The sequence below is a fragment of the Geminisphaera colitermitum TAV2 genome (assembly GCF_000171235.2).
Classification (GTDB): Bacteria; Verrucomicrobiota; Verrucomicrobiia; order Opitutales; family Opitutaceae; genus Geminisphaera; species Geminisphaera colitermitum.
Genome location: NZ_ABEA03000157.1, coordinates 24,975 through 40,331 on the forward strand (window position 1 = coordinate 24,975; position 15,357 = coordinate 40,331).

Here is a 15,357-nt window from a genome sequence, read left to right on the forward strand (position 1 = left end):
CGTGCCGCAAGGCGCGGCGTATATCCAAACACCCGAAAAATTCCGGAAATCCTATGAAAATCACCTCCCGTCTATTCGCTGTTGCCATTGGTCTCGGCACTATTCTGCCACTTGGCATCGCGGGCACTTATACCTATAATTCAACCATCTCCGACTGGTTTACTGCCTCGGAAAACCTTCCCTCTTTCACTGGCTACGTCGTCAAAGGCGGGCCGACACCTTCGGATACTTTTTATGTTTCAACAGTCGCCACAAATATCCTCAAGGTGGCTAGCAACCAAGGTAACGCATCCAAAGGCATTTTGCCTGCCGGCACTTATGCCGGAGCCACATGGGCCGTTCCCAATGGAGAACGCATCACCAGCATCACCTTTACTTACAAGGCGATTTTGACGGAAGGGCTTTCGCTGTCTCTTTATGGAGGAGAAGGCAACTACAGCACCAAGCTCGGAGAGGTTACCAAAAGCGCCCCGGCGGCCTCGCAGACTGGCACCGTGACATGGACGGTCAACCAGGGCGTAGTTGTTACCCAACTACAGTTTCGCAACTGGGAACTCAGCACGGCGAGCGACGGAAAAACTCCCGGCATTTCCAATGCCACCAGTTGGTATTCTCAAATCACGGACGTCACCATTAACACCACCCCTTACACCCCCGGCGTTCCTGAACCCTCAACCTTCACCCTCATCGCAGCGGGCGGCGTGTTCGCGGCAGCGTTCTGGCTGCGTCGTCGGCACATAAAAGCCTGATTCTCGTTCGTCTGTTTGTCCGCAAGGTTGCGCGTTGCGAACGATGACGCGTGCGCGCATACTCGAAGCCTGCCCGAATTCAACCTTCCTCGAATCCCCATGAGCATATCCCGTAATGAAATATCAACTACGAATGCCTTTACTCTGGTCGAGCTTCTGACCGTCATTGCCATCATCGGCATTCTGGCGGGCATTCTCATCCCGGTTGTCGGCAAGGTCAGGGCCACCGCGCGGGCCGCGCAATGCCTCTCCAACGTGCGACAACTCGGAACCGCGGTGATTCTTTTCGCCGAATCCAATCGCGGGCGATTCCCCAACGATGTTGATAGCGGCAAGTCAGTCTGGGACAAAGAGGCTCTTACGATTCTTTCCTCAGCCAGTCCCGTGCCTTGGAATGCCATGCTCCATTGCCCTGCCGATTTCGTCGAGCGCACCGCAACCAACGCGACCGAGCCTCGTTCCTATGCCATCAATCCTGTGATCACCAACCTGGACGGCGGCTACGACGGGGGCGGCTGGAACCCGGCTAATCCCGGCACTCGAGGTAGCAAGGCCACAGGCTTGCCTGCCCAGCTTGTGGGGAATCCTTCCCGCATGGTTTTGCTCTCCGAATGGCACGTCGTGACGAACACCTACAGGAACGGCAGCAATCGTAGTTACGCGGGAATAAGCGATACGCACAACGGCGGCATGAACGTTGTCTTCTGCGACGGCCACGCCAGCCGGATCAGGAAAACCGCCGAACTGACCGCGCCGGACCCGAAAGACAACGCGCGCAGCGTTTACCAGACCACCTACATCAGGAACAACTGAGTTTCCTCCCCCCCCCCCCCCCCCACACACACACACCTGTATCCAATTTACATGACACTGATACCACTGCGACTTTTCGCCTCCCTCGCAATCGCCGGCGTTGCGACAGGCACCTCCAGCGCTGCTCTCCATAATCCCGGCATCGTTGTCATCAATGCCGCCAAGTTCCCTCGCGCACTGGTCGAAGTCAAAACACCCGGCGCTGGCGCGACGGTATGCTTGCCGCTTGAAAACTTCGGTCCCGTTTTGATGAGGGAAGGGAAAATGCTGCTTCCCGGTGAATACGAAACCCGGCTTGTATCGGAAAAAAATGACGGAATCGCCACGCGGCTGACTTATCAAATCGCATCGCCTCAAAACACCGCGGCAGGAAGCGCGCCAACGTTTACCCTCGCAGTTGAGCGTCCCGCGCTAGGGAAAATTATTCTGACACTCGAAAGCGCACATCCCGCGTTGGTTGGCGCATATCCCGGACGCCTTGCTGCCTCGAATGATCTCATCGGGTTCAGCGTCCCTACGCGCTACAATGAGGATTACGCACGGCATGGACGTTTTCCCGATTTGTTCTATCATCGCAAGGCCGCCCTTTGGATGCGCGCCCGCTGGGATCTCGACTATGGGAACGCCTCGCGTACAGAAAGTCCTTACCCGGCAAGCACCGCCAAAACGCTGCAAGGTGAAGATGCTGTGTTTTTCCCTGGGCTCACCGAAGAATCACTGGCAACGCCCGGAACAAACTCCGCCTCCGCATCTGGAATGCTAACCTCGTATTTTCTCGATAGCCGCATGGTTTACCAACCGCTCGTGGATGGCGCTCGTCGCCCTCTGTGCGAACGCCTCGTGTTCACCTTCTCCCCCCGACTCTGGGATGCCGTTGCCGTTCCGTCCAACCAGCCAAGCCAATACCGTGAGGCCCTGAAAAATCTCATGTATCTCGACATTTGGGCCGGTTTTTATGCCGACCGTTCGGCCTTCACCGCATGGATGCAGGAAACGGTTGGCCGTTATATCGGCGGACTTTGCATCGTGCAAAACTGGCAAGGCGGCGGTTTCGATTCCAACCTGCCGCACGCCATTGCCGACGAACTCCCACCCAGCCCGCGCATGGTCGGAACGCCTGACCAACTGAAGTCGTGGATGGAGCAGATGAAAAGCTGGGGACTGGCCGGACTGCGCACCAACTATCAACTCTACCGCAGCAAGGAAAAACCGCTGCCGCAAACAGTGCGCCGCGCACGCGCCGCGGACGGGAAACCCAAATGGCACACGCAGCCGCAAGATGTCCTCCCGGTCATCGAAAAACAGGAACGTTACATCCAGAATCTTCTCGGCACCACGGCCTCGTTTTCCGACCAGCTTACATCGGGAGGCCCGGCCGCGCCTTATGTCGAGTTCAGCCCTGACAACCCCGACGCCGGCACAATCCGCGGCGCGCGCAACGCCCTCCGCGGCGAGGCCCGGCTCATCAAGAGCATCGTCGGTGGCCCGCTCCTCTCTGAAACTCTCAATAGCGAATTTCTCATCGGCGAATTCGTGGACTCCGGCGATTACGGGATTTTTGAGGGATTCAATCGCATGGTGACGCCCGACTACAAACTGCGCCGCTTGCACCCGCTCACCGTCACCCACGGCATGGGACTTGGCTACCGTTACTTTTTCGGTCCTCCGTATGGCGGCACGGGCAGGCAGAGCAAAGGAAGTCGCATGTATCGGGACATCTACGGCGCAGGTTCCGACGACTACCGCGCCATGACGATTGCCTGGGGCAACGCCGCCTATCTCGACTACGCGCCCGGCCCCTCCGTCCATGACAAAGCGCTGACCGAAGCGATGACGGTGGGCGTTTTGCAGCGTCATTACCTGCTTCAACCCGTGCGCGAAATCACCTATGCCGCACCCGATTCATCAACGGGCTGGCAAACGCTGGAGGAGCTGCTTCTTGCCGGTAAAAATCCGCTTCCCTATTTTTCGCGTATCAAGGTCGTTTACGAAAACGGCCTCACGGTCATCGTGAACCGTCAGGACGATTCGCTGGCATTGAGACTCCCTGTATTCGGTAACGTGATACTACCAAAACATGCCTGGGCTGTCTGGACGGCGGACGGCGCAGTGGAGGGTTTTTCCGGTATTCCGGTCGCCTCCGGCGATTTTGCCGCGACAGGCAACGAAACGCACAAAGAACAAAACCATCGTATCGACTACACACGCGACGATCATCGTGAACTCCTGTTTATAAATCCCCGTGCCACTGGCTGGCGCGGTCTGGCGGCCCCGACGATTTTCGAAAAAGGAGAAAAAACCTACGAGTTGCCCGTGGCGCTGCGTTATAGTTCCCTCCCTCCCCCTGCCGAACCTGCCAAATGAAGCCGCCTTGTCCGCGTTTTTTCCACATCATCGCCGGCGCACTACTCATTGCTGTTGAAAGTGCGCTAGTGGCATCGTCCGGGGCTATCGCGTCTGTGGTATCCGAAAACAAGTTACCTGAGACACGAGTGCCCCGGGTGGATGCTCCCGTAAAGCTGGATGGACGGGCCAGTGATCCAGCTTGGAAATCGGCGGCGTTTGTAGAACTGCGCGATTTTTGGGAAAAGCCAGGGGACGCAATGGCGCAACGCACACGCGTGTCGTTGTTGCACGATGGGACAAAGCTTTACCTCGCATTTGATTGTGAGGACCGCGACATTTTGGCGGTCCGGACAGCGAAGGAGGACCAGACATTCCGCGACGATTGCATCGAGATAATGCTCGGAGCTCCCATCGAACGGCTGGCCGATGCCGCGTGTTTGGAAATCAATGCGCTCGGCACGTTGGCGGACTACTACTATCGGCACGCCGACTGGATCAACTATCGCTTCGTTTCGCAGGCGGAGATCGCGGTCTCGCGCGTGCCTTTGACCGAGTGGAAGGGGATGGGTGGCCAAGGCTACCGGGTGGAAGTGGCGATCCCGTTCGCGGTCTTGCAGCCTGTGATGAACCTTTTCCCCGAAGAAGGCTCAGCCGGGGCGCCGGGGCATCCTCCCGCAAAACTCCGGGCCAATTTTGCGCGTTGGGATCGGAACGGAGCCAAGGCGGGCGGTGACCGTTTTACGATTTGGGCAGATCCACGTTTTCCGTTTCCTCATCCGCACCGTCCGGAGCGTTACGGCTGGCTGGTGCTGGAATGACAGTCGGAACAACGACGCGCAGAGCGGCTGACTGCGGAATGGCAACGGGTCGTTGTTTCCCGCGAGTCCGCCCGTGCGCCGTCGAATCGCTCACCAGCGGTGCGGATGGGGGCCGAAGTTGGCTTCGTAAAAGGGCGCGACGTGCGTGCCGGGCGGGACGATTTCGTCGATCTTGCTCAAGTCGGCTTCGGTGAACGTGACGTCGAGCGCGCCAAGGTTGTCCTCAAGTTGCTCAAGCGTGCGCGGGCCAATGATCGGGCTCGTAATGCCGGGCTGGTGAATCGTCCACGCCAACGCGAGTTGGGCAAGTGTCACGCCTTTGGCGGCGGCCAGCACGGAGAGCGGTTCGATGACGTCATACACGCGTTCGGTGAAACGCTTCGCCTGAATCGGGTTCGGGTTGGCGTAACGTGAATCCACGGGCACGGGCTGGCCGCGTTGATATTTGCCGGAGAGAAGGCCGCCACCGATGGGGCTCCAAGGGATCAGCGCGAGGCCGAAGGTGCGGGCGGCGGGGATGAGTTCGCGTTCGATGCGGCGGTCGAGAAGGTTGTAGGGCGGTTGCTCGGAAACGAAACGGTTGAGACCGAGTTCCTTGCTGGCCCAGAGCGCCTCGACCACCTGCCACGCGGCAAATGTGGTGGTGCCGGCGTAGCGGATTTTGCCGGAGCGGATCAGGTCGTCGAGAGCGCGGAGGGTTTCGTCGATGGCGATCTCAGGACGCGGACGGTGGATTTGATACAGGTCGATGTAGTCGGTTTGCAGGCGGCGGAGGCTGGCTTCGCATTGCTGGATGATGTGACGGCGCGAGTTGCCCTGACAGTTGGGATCGGTGTCGTCCATCGAACCGTGGACCTTGGTGGCGAGAAAAATGCGGTCGCGCTTTCCGTTGCGTTTGAGGGCTTCGCCGGTGAATTCCTCGCTGCGTCCGCGCGAGTAAACGTTGGCTGTATCGAGGATGTTGATACCGGCGTCGATGGCGCGGTCGATGATCCGGCAGGAGTCGTCGAGTTCGGTGCGGCCACCAAACATCATGCAGCCGAGGGTGAGGGGTGACACTTTGATTCCGGTGCGGCCAAAGAGGCGATAGTCGGTGAGTTTCATGGAGCCGATGATAAGGAACTACTCTCCGCGGCGTCCAGTGTGGAGGGCGACGATGCCGAAGGTCATGCGCAGGACTTCGATGTCCTTGAAGCCAGCCATGCGCAGTTCGTTGCTCATGGCGGTGTGCGTCGGGTAGGTTTCGATGGAACCGCAGAGATAATCGTAGGCGCTTTTGTCTCCTGTAACGATGCGGGCAATACGCGGGAGCAGATGTTTCAGGTAGAAAAAATAAACGGGGCGGAACCAGCGCCAGGGTTGGGAAAATTCCAACACATGCACGCGTCCGCCGGGACGAAGCACGCGGTGCATCTCGCGCAGCGCTTGCAGGCGGCTGGCCATGTTGCGCAGGCCAAAGGAAATTGTGACGGCATCCATGCATTCGTCATCGAGAGGGAGGTCCATGCCGTCGCCTTGACGGAATTCGATGCGGGCAACAGGGGAGTCCGGCGTTGTCGATGAAACCGGCGCGCGGGCGGTGAAGGCGCGTTGCTTCGCGGTGGCTTCGTCGAGCATCGGCAGGCAAAAATCCATGCCGGTGATGCGCGTCGCGGGCGGGAGGGCTTGGGCTAGGGCAAAGGCCACGTCGCCGCTGCCAGTGGCGAGGTCGAGCACGTCGGCGGGCGCGGCGCGGCGCACGCGGCGGACGAGTCGCCAGCGCCACCAGACGTCACTGCCGCCGCTGAGCAGCCGGTTGGCGAGGTCGTAGCGGCGGGCAATGCGCCCAAACATGGTCTTAACAGCGGCGGGATCAGGCATGGTGGGAGAGACTGGTTGTTTAACCACTAATGGACACTAATAGGCACTAATCTGAGAGGCAGAGGGGGGGGGATTTCGTTGGTATTCATTAGTGCCTATTAGTGTCCATTAGTGGTTTAAAAATCAGCTTTCAGCTTTTTCCAGGTCGTAAAGGGCGTAGCCGGCGAGGAGGTTCGGGGCGAAGTTGCAAGTGGTTTTCCAGTCGCCGCGCAGGTGGGCGTGACGAACGATGTGGATGCGTTTTCTGGCGCAAAATTGTTCGAAATCGTAGATCGTCACCGGATTCGTGGGGCGGCTCTCGTACCACGTTGTCGTGTAAACGGCATTACACGGTTTGCGTCCGCGAAGGGCGCCGTCGATTCGGTTTTTCCAGTAGGCGTGGTTGACGAAACCGACGGTGACGTTGCGCGCCACGCGGAGTCCTTCAGCGATGGCCTGGCCGGGGACGGGCAGTTCTTCAAGCGTGCGGGAAAAGATCACGCGGTCGAAATAACCGTCGGGGAAGCGCTGCATGAAGGCGAGCATGTCGGCCTGATGCGCGGTAAGGCCGCGTCGGATACAGGCGGAGATTTTGTCGAAATCCATGTCCACTCCCACGGCAAACACGTCCTTCGTGTGGCGCAGGTAGTCGAGCAGCACGCCGCGTCCGCAGCCGAGGTCGAGCACGCGCGAGCGCGGCTCCACCCAGCCGGCGATGATCTGCATGTCCACGCTGCGCTTGCCGCCGCCGGCGTGCGGAGCGCGTTGCCGGGCCCGGGGGGGGGGGGGGGGGATGCGTGGTAGGCGGATGCGTGCTTATGGCTGACATGTATGGTGCTGGGAACGGAAACATTTAACGCTGAACATTGAACATTTAACATTTAGTAATGAACGTTGAATGGCGGCGGTGGCAATGTAAGCGGAGCATCCATTCAGTGTTCAGTTTTTAATGTTAAATATTAAACGTTAAACGGTTAGTGTTCAATGTTAAGTGTTTGGCATTCTTGAGTCGCAGGGTTCGGGCTAAAGCTCCGAACTACGGAGGGGGGGATGTTGGGATTACCAGCCCGCCACGGTGGCGGCGAAGGCGGCGCGGTCGGGGGCTTTGAAAAAGGCGGTGCCGGCAACAAAGGTGTCGGTGCCGACGGCAGCGCACTCGGCGCCGGTGGCAAGGTCGATGCCGCCATCGACTTCGAGGCGGAAACGCAATCCGCGTTCGGCGCGCCAGCGGTCGATTTGGGCGATTTTGGGGAGCATGTCGCGGCGGAAGGATTGACCGCCGAAGCCGGGTTGCACGGTCATGACGAGCACGAGGTCAACGTGGGCGAGGTGGGGTTCGATGGCGTCGGCGGGAGTGCCGGGGTTGAGGACGATGCCGTTCTGGCAGCCGAGTTCGCGGATGCGGCGCAGGGTCGCGGCGTGGTCGTAAGCGGGTTCGATGTGGATGCTGATGAGGTTGGCACCGGCCTTGGCAAAGGGCTCGATGTAGCGGTGCGGTTCGTCGAGCATGAGGTGGGTGTCGAAAAACAGGCCGGGCAGGGTGGGGCGGAGGTCGGCCACGGTTTGCGGGCCGAAGGAGAGATTGGGCACGAAGTGTCCGTCCATGATGTCGAGGTGGAGCCAGGGGATCGCATGGCTGGCGACGATTTGCGCGCTGTCGGCGAGCCGGGCGTGGTTGCCGGCGAGGAGCGACGGTGCAAGGAGGGAGGCGTGGTGTTTCATTCTGAAAGAAAAAATCCCAAAAGGGGAAAATCCCAAAGACACAAAGGGGCAAATCCCAAAGATCGGAAAATCCCAAAGATACAAAGGGGCAAATCCCAAAAGGGATCCATGCCTTGGAGTGCTTCGCTTGTTTGGGATCTGCCGACTTTGTGATTTGGACCTTTGGGATTTGTGACTTGGGATTTCCCGGCTTCGCCGGGCATTTATTTCAGCAATTCGTCGAGTTTGGCGTCGATGGCGTCGGCCCATATCTTGTAGCCGGCGGGACTGAGGTGGAGGAAGTCGGGCATGATCGACTTGGAGAGCGAGCCGTCGGGTTGCAGGAATTTTTCTCCGATATCGAGGAAAAACACGCGCTGACCGTCGTCGAGGTTGGCGATGATTTTGTTGATCCCGGCGATTTTGACGCGGGCAGGCGTGCCGGGCTTTTCGTTGCGCGGGAACACGCCGAGGAGCAGCACCTTGGCTTGCGGGGCGCGCTTGCCGAGTTCCTTCACGATGGCGGTGATGCCTTCGGAAATTTGCGCGGCGCTGTCGCGTCCGGTGTTGTTGGTGCCAATCATGAGGACCACGGCCTTGGGCGCGATGCCGCTGCCGAGCGCGCCGTTTTGCAAACGCCAGAGGACGTGTTCGGTGCGGTCGCCACCGATGCCGAAGTTGGCGGCCTTGAGCGAGGTGTAGCGTTCGGCCCACACTTGTTTGCCGTTGTTGCTCCAGCCGGCGGTGATCGAGTCACCGAGAAACATGACTTCGCAACCGTCCTTCTTGGCGGTGGCGATCTGGCGGTTGTGTTGTTCGAGCCACGTGTTGCGCGTCAGGGGGACGGTGGCCGGATTGGGCTTGGTGGAGCCGCTGGTTTCGGGCTGCTGGGCGAAGGCCGCGACGGAGCCGGTGAGAAGGAGGGTGAAAACAAGCGCAATGCGCGTGACAGGGTTGGTTGAGATCATCGACGCCTTGGATAGCGAAATTGCCCGCGTCCCGACAATCACCAATCTTCGTTGTGACGTCGCCGCCTTCCCGCGTCTCCACGGTACAGCAGAATCCGTGCTAGAATGTTAATACCGCTTGCCAGATGACGGAGGCGGGTTTCTCTCCTGCGCTGTGCCAGCTATCAAACACATCTTTAATGAACTGCATTACGAGATGACCCGGAAGATTGCCGAGGGGGGGATGGGCCTTGTCTATGAGGCCGTGCAGCGGGGCGTTGGAAATTTCAGCAAGGTGGTGGCAGTCAAACTCATCCGTGAGGAATACTCCACCATCGTCGAATTCCAGAAAAACTTCATTGGCGAAGCCCGGCTGGTGTCCGACCTCATCCACACCAACATCGTCCAGACCTATCACCTCGGCCAGATTGGCGGGCAGTATTTCATGGTCATGGAATTTGTTAATGGAGTGAATCTCGAACAATTTCTTGACCGCCACCGCACGCTCGGCCGCCTCGTGCCGGTGGACATTGCGGTCTTCATCATCTCGCGTGTGGCGCGCGGGCTCGCCTACGCGCATTCGAAGCGCGGGCGGGATGGACGCCCGCTCAACATCGTCCATCGGGACATCGGCCCCAAAAACATCATGATTGCCTACGAGGGCGACGTGAAGCTCACCGACTTCGGCATCGCGAAGGCCCTCGACCTCATGTACAACGAGGAAGGCCAGGTCATTGCGGGCAAGGACGAGTATCTCTCGCCCGAGCAGGCCACCTACTCAGTCACCGATGCGCGCGCCGATCTCTTTGGCCTCGGCATCGTGCTCACCGAACTGCTGCTGGGGAAAAACATCTTTCGCGCGGCCGACCGCCTCGAATCCCGACGCAACATCCTGGAGATGCCCATCCCCCTCTTCGCCACCCTGCGCCCGGAGATCGATCCCAAGCTCGAACCCATCATCCAGAAACTTCTCACCCGCGACCGCGAACAACGCTACCAGACCGCCAACGAAGTGCTCAACGATCTCGAACTCTATCTTTACAGCGACGGCTACGGCCCGACCAACGAAAAGCTCGGCGCCTACCTGCGCGAGCTCATGGAATAAACGCGCAGCCCCGGCCCCGGCTCACGTCTCCGACCACTCACCATCCTACCACACGCCAGCGCCAATAAATGAGCGGCCCATCCTTTAGTCACGAACTCCGGCAGAAACAGACGCAGTCCCTGGTCCTTGCGCCGCAACTGCGCCAGTCCCTCAAAATCCTGCAAGTTGCGGCCCTCGACCTGCGCTCCGTCATTCAGGAGGAACTTGAGTCCAACCCCACCCTCGAAGAACTCTCCGGCGACACCGTCAGCCTCGAACACGAACGCGAAAAACTCGACGCCGGCGACCGTGCCGACGACTCCGGCGGCGGCAACGATGACGACGGCGGCAACCTCGCCGGGGACGACGGCGCTGGCGGCGATTACGACCGCGGCGCAGGCAACGCTCCCGCCGAACGCGATTCCGATTCCGACGCCGCCGGTGACCGCGAATCGCTCGATTTTTCCAAGGAGTTCGAAGTCCTCAGCAAGCTCGACGAAGACTGGCGCGACTACATGTCGCAGGCTGGCGGCAACCAGCCCTACACCTCGGAGGACGCCGAGCGGCGCCAGCACTTTTTTGATTCCCTGGTCAGCGAGACCTCCCTGCAAGAGCACCTCATGCGCCAGGCCGAGCTTTCCGACCACGCGCCCCACGTCCGCGCCGCGCTCGAACACCTCATCGGCGGCCTCGACGAACGCGGCTTTGCCACGCAGACCCCCTCCGAAGTTGCCCTGCAAACCGGCCTCCCGCTCGACGCCGTGCAGGAGGCCGCGCGCCTGCTCAAGACCTTTGAACCCGCCGGCATTGGAGCCGCCGACCTCGGCGAATGCCTCCTCCTCCAACTCCGCGCCAAAGGCCGTGGCGACAGCCTCGCCGCCCGCATCGTGCGCGACCACATGGCGCTCCTCACCCGCCGCCGCATTCCCGAGATCGCCCGCAAATCCGGAGCGCACGTGGACGACGTGCAGGAGGCGATTCTGGAGATCGGCGCGCTCGACCCTGCGCCCGGACGCCGTTTCGCGGAGGACACCAACCGCGTCGTCACCCCCGACGTCACCGTGGAAAAAGACGACAGTGACGGCGGCGAGAGCGCCGACGGAGGCTGGCGCATCACGCTCAACAGCGACTACATCCCGCGTCTCCGAATTTCCAATACCTACCGCGACCTCATTGCCAGAGGCACGCTCAACAAGCAGGAGCGCGACTACCTGCGCGAACGCATTCGCTCGGGCAAGTTTTTGATCAACTCCATCGAGCAGCGCCAGCAGACCATCGAGCGCATCACGCGCGAGATACTCAAGGTGCAGCGCGAGTTTTTCGAGGAAGGCGTTTCCAAGCTGCGTCCGCTCACCATGACCCAGATTGCCTCCGCCGTGGGCGTGCACGAGACGACGGTGAGCCGGGCCATTGCCAACAAGTTCATCCAGACCCCGCATGGTGTGTTTGAAATGAAGTATTTCTTTACACCCGGCTATGCCTCCAGCGGTGGCGAATCCGTGTCCAACACCAGTGTGAAGGAGATGATCAGCGACCTCATTGCCGGCGAGGATCGCAGCCATCCCCTGAGCGACGAGGAGATTGTCAAAAAACTCTCGGGCAAAGGCATCAAAATCGCCCGCCGCACCGTTGCCAAATACCGCGAAGAACTGGGCCTGCTCCCCAGCAACCTGCGCCGCGAGTATTCGTAACTGAAGAGACTACGGAGGGCGGGTCTCCCGACCCGCCGACGGTGCGAAGCACCGGCCCTTCCGTTTTCCCGGATGGGCGCGGCTACGCCGCGTCTGGCGGGTCGGGAGACCCGCCCTCCACCCTTGGCTGCCATCTGCGTGAAAGGGCAGGGGGGGGGGGGGGGGGAGGAGCCCCAGCTTATCTGTATCAATGACGGCGCGCTCGTTCTCTGCGGGGTGGCGGATTCAGATGCGCGCATGAATTCATTTTCCTCCGCCGTTGCCGATGTTTCCCCGACAAACGACGATGCCTCCGTCGCCACCGCCGCGTTTCCCGCCGCCGTCGCGCTCACGCGCGGACCGAAGCATCATTTTTTTGGCTACTACGAAAAATGTCCCTGGGATGCCTCCGGGCGTCGCCTGCTCGCCATGGAGTCCGCTTTCATGCACCGCCCTCCGACCGCGGATGACGTGCTCACACTGGGCTTCGTCGAAACGGACAGGGCAGGGGGGGGGGGGGCGTTCACGCCCTTTGCCGAGACGCGCGCATGGAACTGGCAGCAAGGCTGCATGCTCCAGTGGCTCGGCGACGGATCGAGCGGCGACGTCATTTTCAACGACCGCATCGACGGACGGCTGGTGTCGCGTATTTTTAATCTCAATACAGGACGCGAACGCGTGCTCGACCGCCCCGTGTATGCGGTCAACCGCAGTGGCACGACCGCCGTGTCGCTCAACTTCGCGCGTCTCCAGCACCAGCGTCCCGGCTACGGCTACGCGGGCGTGCCGGACGCATGGCGCGAGGTGCTCGAACCGGAGGACGACGGGGTTTACGCCATCGATCTGGCCAGCGGACGCAGCCGCCTGATTCTCAGCGTGGCGGAGGCGGCGCGGTTTCAGCGCGGGGCCGATTTCGGCGGACTCACGCACCGGTTCAATCACGCCCAGTTTGGCGCGGACGACCGGCGGTTTGCCGTCCTGCACCGGCGCAAGTCGCCCAATCAGGAAGTCGGCTCCACGCGCCTGCTCACGCTCGACATCGACGGCGGCGGACTGCGCTGCCTCACCGATCACGAACTCGTGTCGCACTACGACTGGCGCGGCGGCGACGCGATTCTGGCCTGGGCCAATCGCAACGAGAGCGGCCCGCATTATTATCTGTTCGACGACAACGACGCCCCCCCGGCCCGGCGCATCGAGATGATCGGCGACGGCGTGCTTACGTGCGACGGCCATTGCTCGTTTTCGCCGAACGGCGAATGGGTGCTCTCCGACACGTATCCAGACAAGCGTGACCACCACCGCACCCTGTTTCTCTGGCACATGGAATCGCGCCGGCGCGTGGACATCGGACGTTTCCTCTCGCCGCCGATGGAGTGGCAGATCCGCTGCGACCTGCACCCGCGCTGGGCGCGCGACGGGCGCAGCGTGTGCATTGACTCGATCCACGAAGGCCCCCGGCAGATGTATCGGATCGACGTCAGCGAGATCGTTGGACGGTGAACAACTGCGCCGCGCTCGTGGTTGTGGCCATGACCGTGATTTTCTGACGCGGGCACTCTACGATTAGAGTTTTTTGCGAATCGCTTCAGGTGAACGTCGGAAGGAAGTTTGTGGAAACATATGTTTCAAAAGACCCACCAGCCGCTTCCCGCATGGACTCCCGGCCAGCTCGTTTGCTTCTCCGGCCTCGATGGGCGGACCTGCCATGACGATGGCATTGTCGCGCGCACCCGCCCCGGTCTTGTATTGAGAATCGAACTACCGGCGACGCTTGAGGTGCGGTTTCCCGGAGCCCGATCCGGCGCGAACCTGAGCAATGATGTCATCATCACGGAGCGAACGCAGGCCGTGTTGCTTGACGCGCACCATCTCCTCATCGTCGGTCCCTGCCAGATTGCCACACCCATCCCGGACATTCCCTCTTCGCTGCGCGTGTTGGATAACCGTGCCAACAACAGTGTTCCCTCCTCCATCCCCCCCTCCCCCCGCACCCTCATCGGCGTCGCGGCCCACTGGAATCCCGCACTCATCGACGCCGACATCGACATCGCTAGGGCTGATCGCCTGCGCTGGCTCGCTGCGCAGACCCTGCCCGCCCATATCGCGCGACACCCCGCCTCCGCCGCCGCCTGGTGCAAGGCTCTGTGCATGTTCAAAAGCCAGATCTATTCTCCCGAAGGCCGCTTCCGCCATCGTTGGACGACGCCCGACCGCTGGCCCCACCGTGACCTTTGGCTTTGGGATTCCGCCTTCCATGCCATCGGCTGGCGGCATCTCGATCCGGCCCTTGCCCGCGAAATCCTGCAAGCCGTCTTCGACACGCAACACCCTGACGGCTTCATTCCACACATGGCCACGCCGACGGAAACCTCCACCGTCACCCAGCCGCCGATTCTCGCCCTTGCCGTCGGCCTCGTCGATGAAGCCGCACCCGATGACGCATGGCTCGCCGCCCTTTATCCCTCCCTCGCCCGCTACCTCGAATGGGACATCGCCCGCCGCGACCGCGACGCCAACGGCCTTTGCGAATGGGCCGTGGACCCCTCCAACCCCAACAACCGCAGCGACGAAAGCGGCATGGACAACAGTACCCGTTTCGACGCCGCCGTGCTCCTCGACGCCGTTGATTTCAACAGCTACCTCGCCCACGAATGCGAATGGATGGCCCGCTTCGCGCTCCGCCTCGCCCGCCCCACTGCGGAAATCGCACTCTGGCAACACCGTCATGCTCGTTTCATTACACTCATCAACGAACATCTCTGGGACGACGATGCCGGATTTTATTTCGACCGCGACATCGCCACCGGCCACCGCACCGGCGTCTGGTCCGGACCCGGATTTCTCCCTCTCCTGTGCGGCGCCATTGACCCCGCCCGCGCGCGCCGCCTCCTTGAGCACCTGCGTCCCGGCGGCGGCGGACGTTTCGACACGCCGGTCCCCGTTTCCAGCATCCCGTCCGGTTCTCCCGGATACACCCGCGACATGTGGCGCGGCCCCATGTGGGTCAACCTCAACTGGCTCGTGATCCGGGGACTCGCCCGCACCGGCAACGACATCGCCCACGCCGATCCCCGGACTGCCGATGCTCTCCGGCAACTCGCCACGCATCTCCGCCACAAAACCATCGCTGAACTCGAACGCTGGCACGCCAAGCTCGGCACCTTTTTCGAGTTTTACGACGACTCCGGCAGTATCCCGCCGCCTGATCTCCCGCGCAAGGGTCGCAACGCCCCCGACGTGTCGCCTTACCACCAGGTTATTCACGATTTCGGCTGGAGCGCCTCGCTCTACATCGACCTCTGCCACACCGCCACGCTCGCCGCCGTCCCCGCAAACGCACCCGCGCCCACCCGCGAACCCGAACCCGCGTCCGTGGTGTAGCCCGCA

At 61.1% G+C, this 15,357-nt stretch carries 13 protein-coding genes; 8 read left to right on the plus strand and 5 right to left on the minus strand.

The features are described from left to right. The first annotated feature begins 53 nt into the window (after positions 1 to 53). The 4 genes from OBACDRAFT_RS17445 to OBACDRAFT_RS17460 all read left to right on the plus strand — a co-directional run bounded on the left by OBACDRAFT_RS17445 (position 54) and on the right by OBACDRAFT_RS17460 (position 4,726). Positions 54 to 749: a PEP-CTERM sorting domain-containing protein gene (locus OBACDRAFT_RS17445; protein WP_043587879.1), complete on the plus strand. Its 696-nt coding sequence runs from the start codon at positions 54 to 56 to the stop codon at positions 747 to 749. A 99-nt stretch (positions 750 to 848) separates the two neighbouring features. After that, positions 849 to 1,562, plus strand: coding sequence for a prepilin-type N-terminal cleavage/methylation domain-containing protein (locus OBACDRAFT_RS17450; RefSeq protein ID WP_043587880.1), 714 nt, complete (start codon positions 849 to 851; stop codon positions 1,560 to 1,562). 51 nt (positions 1,563 to 1,613) lie between these two features. Beyond that, positions 1,614 to 3,926: a hypothetical protein gene (locus OBACDRAFT_RS17455; RefSeq protein ID WP_052362196.1), complete on the plus strand. Its 2,313-nt coding sequence runs from the start codon at positions 1,614 to 1,616 to the stop codon at positions 3,924 to 3,926. After that, positions 3,923 to 4,726, plus strand: coding sequence for a carbohydrate-binding family 9-like protein (locus OBACDRAFT_RS17460; protein ID WP_081722164.1), 804 nt, complete (start codon positions 3,923 to 3,925; stop codon positions 4,724 to 4,726). Before OBACDRAFT_RS17455 ends, OBACDRAFT_RS17460 begins: the two co-directional genes overlap by 4 nt. 90 nt (positions 4,727 to 4,816) lie before the next feature. Here OBACDRAFT_RS17460 and OBACDRAFT_RS17465 read toward each other — a convergent pair whose 3' ends face one another. The 5 genes from OBACDRAFT_RS17465 to OBACDRAFT_RS17490 form a co-directional block, all read right to left on the minus strand. Continuing rightward, entirely contained in the window at positions 4,817 to 5,830 is a 1,014-nt protein-coding gene (locus OBACDRAFT_RS17465) for an aldo/keto reductase (RefSeq protein WP_043587881.1), read from the minus strand. 18 nt (positions 5,831 to 5,848) lie between these two features. Beyond that, a complete protein-coding gene (locus OBACDRAFT_RS17470) occupies positions 5,849 to 6,586 on the minus strand; it encodes a ubiquinone/menaquinone biosynthesis methyltransferase (protein WP_043587882.1) in 738 nt (245 codons plus the stop codon). Between the two features lie 123 nt (positions 6,587 to 6,709). Further along, complete coding sequence (locus OBACDRAFT_RS17475; protein ID WP_043587933.1) at positions 6,710 to 7,291, minus strand: methionine biosynthesis protein MetW; 582 nt, start codon at positions 7,289 to 7,291, stop codon at positions 6,710 to 6,712. A 333-nt stretch (positions 7,292 to 7,624) separates the two neighbouring features. After that, positions 7,625 to 8,287: a ribulose-phosphate 3-epimerase gene (gene rpe, locus OBACDRAFT_RS17480; RefSeq protein ID WP_043587883.1), complete on the minus strand. Its 663-nt coding sequence runs from the start codon at positions 8,285 to 8,287 to the stop codon at positions 7,625 to 7,627. Positions 8,288 to 8,490: 203 nt separating this feature from the next. Beyond that, positions 8,491 to 9,234 carry a GDSL-type esterase/lipase family protein gene (locus OBACDRAFT_RS17490; RefSeq protein ID WP_043587886.1) on the minus strand — a complete coding sequence of 248 codons (744 nt, stop codon included), beginning with the start codon at positions 9,232 to 9,234 and terminating at the stop codon, positions 8,491 to 8,493. Between the two features lie 154 nt (positions 9,235 to 9,388). Here OBACDRAFT_RS17490 and OBACDRAFT_RS17495 point away from each other — a divergent pair, with 154 nt between their 5' ends. The 4 genes from OBACDRAFT_RS17495 to OBACDRAFT_RS17510 all read left to right on the plus strand — a co-directional run bounded on the left by OBACDRAFT_RS17495 (position 9,389) and on the right by OBACDRAFT_RS17510 (position 15,351). Next, complete coding sequence (locus OBACDRAFT_RS17495) at positions 9,389 to 10,318, plus strand: serine/threonine protein kinase (protein WP_043587935.1); 930 nt, start codon at positions 9,389 to 9,391, stop codon at positions 10,316 to 10,318. Between the two features lie 68 nt (positions 10,319 to 10,386). Then, entirely contained in the window at positions 10,387 to 11,988 is a 1,602-nt protein-coding gene (gene rpoN, locus OBACDRAFT_RS17500; protein ID WP_043587888.1) for an RNA polymerase factor sigma-54, read from the plus strand. Between the two features lie 123 nt (positions 11,989 to 12,111). Beyond that, the gene (locus OBACDRAFT_RS17505; RefSeq protein WP_232767332.1) at positions 12,112 to 13,470 is read left to right on the plus strand and encodes a hypothetical protein; all 1,359 of its coding nucleotides are present in this window, start codon (positions 12,112 to 12,114) and stop codon (positions 13,468 to 13,470) included. Between the two features lie 120 nt (positions 13,471 to 13,590). Continuing rightward, on the plus strand, positions 13,591 to 15,351 hold the full coding sequence (locus OBACDRAFT_RS17510) for an amylo-alpha-1,6-glucosidase (RefSeq protein ID WP_052362198.1): 1,761 nt from the start codon (positions 13,591 to 13,593) through the stop codon (positions 15,349 to 15,351). Positions 15,352 to 15,357: the final 6 nt, after the last annotated feature.

Coding starts and splice junctions, on each gene's coding strand:
- OBACDRAFT_RS17470 (WP_043587882.1), bottom strand. CDS start 6,586: ATGCCTGATCCCGCCGCTGTTAAGACCATGTTTGGGCGCATTGCCCGC.
- OBACDRAFT_RS17490 (WP_043587886.1), bottom strand. CDS start 9,234: ATGATCTCAACCAACCCTGTCACGCGCATTGCGCTTGTTTTCACCCTC.
- OBACDRAFT_RS17510 (WP_052362198.1), top strand. CDS start 13,591: ATGTTTCAAAAGACCCACCAGCCGCTTCCCGCATGGACTCCCGGCCAG.
- rpe (WP_043587883.1), bottom strand. CDS start 8,287: ATGAAACACCACGCCTCCCTCCTTGCACCGTCGCTCCTCGCCGGCAAC.
- OBACDRAFT_RS17460 (WP_081722164.1), top strand. CDS start 3,923: ATGAAGCCGCCTTGTCCGCGTTTTTTCCACATCATCGCCGGCGCACTA.
- OBACDRAFT_RS17445 (WP_043587879.1), top strand. CDS start 54: ATGAAAATCACCTCCCGTCTATTCGCTGTTGCCATTGGTCTCGGCACT.
- OBACDRAFT_RS17455 (WP_052362196.1), top strand. CDS start 1,614: ATGACACTGATACCACTGCGACTTTTCGCCTCCCTCGCAATCGCCGGC.
- OBACDRAFT_RS17475 (WP_043587933.1), bottom strand. CDS start 7,291: ATGCAGATCATCGCCGGCTGGGTGGAGCCGCGCTCGCGCGTGCTCGAC.
- rpoN (WP_043587888.1), top strand. CDS start 10,387: ATGAGCGGCCCATCCTTTAGTCACGAACTCCGGCAGAAACAGACGCAG.
- OBACDRAFT_RS17465 (WP_043587881.1), bottom strand. CDS start 5,830: ATGAAACTCACCGACTATCGCCTCTTTGGCCGCACCGGAATCAAAGTG.
- OBACDRAFT_RS17450 (WP_043587880.1), top strand. CDS start 849: ATGAGCATATCCCGTAATGAAATATCAACTACGAATGCCTTTACTCTG.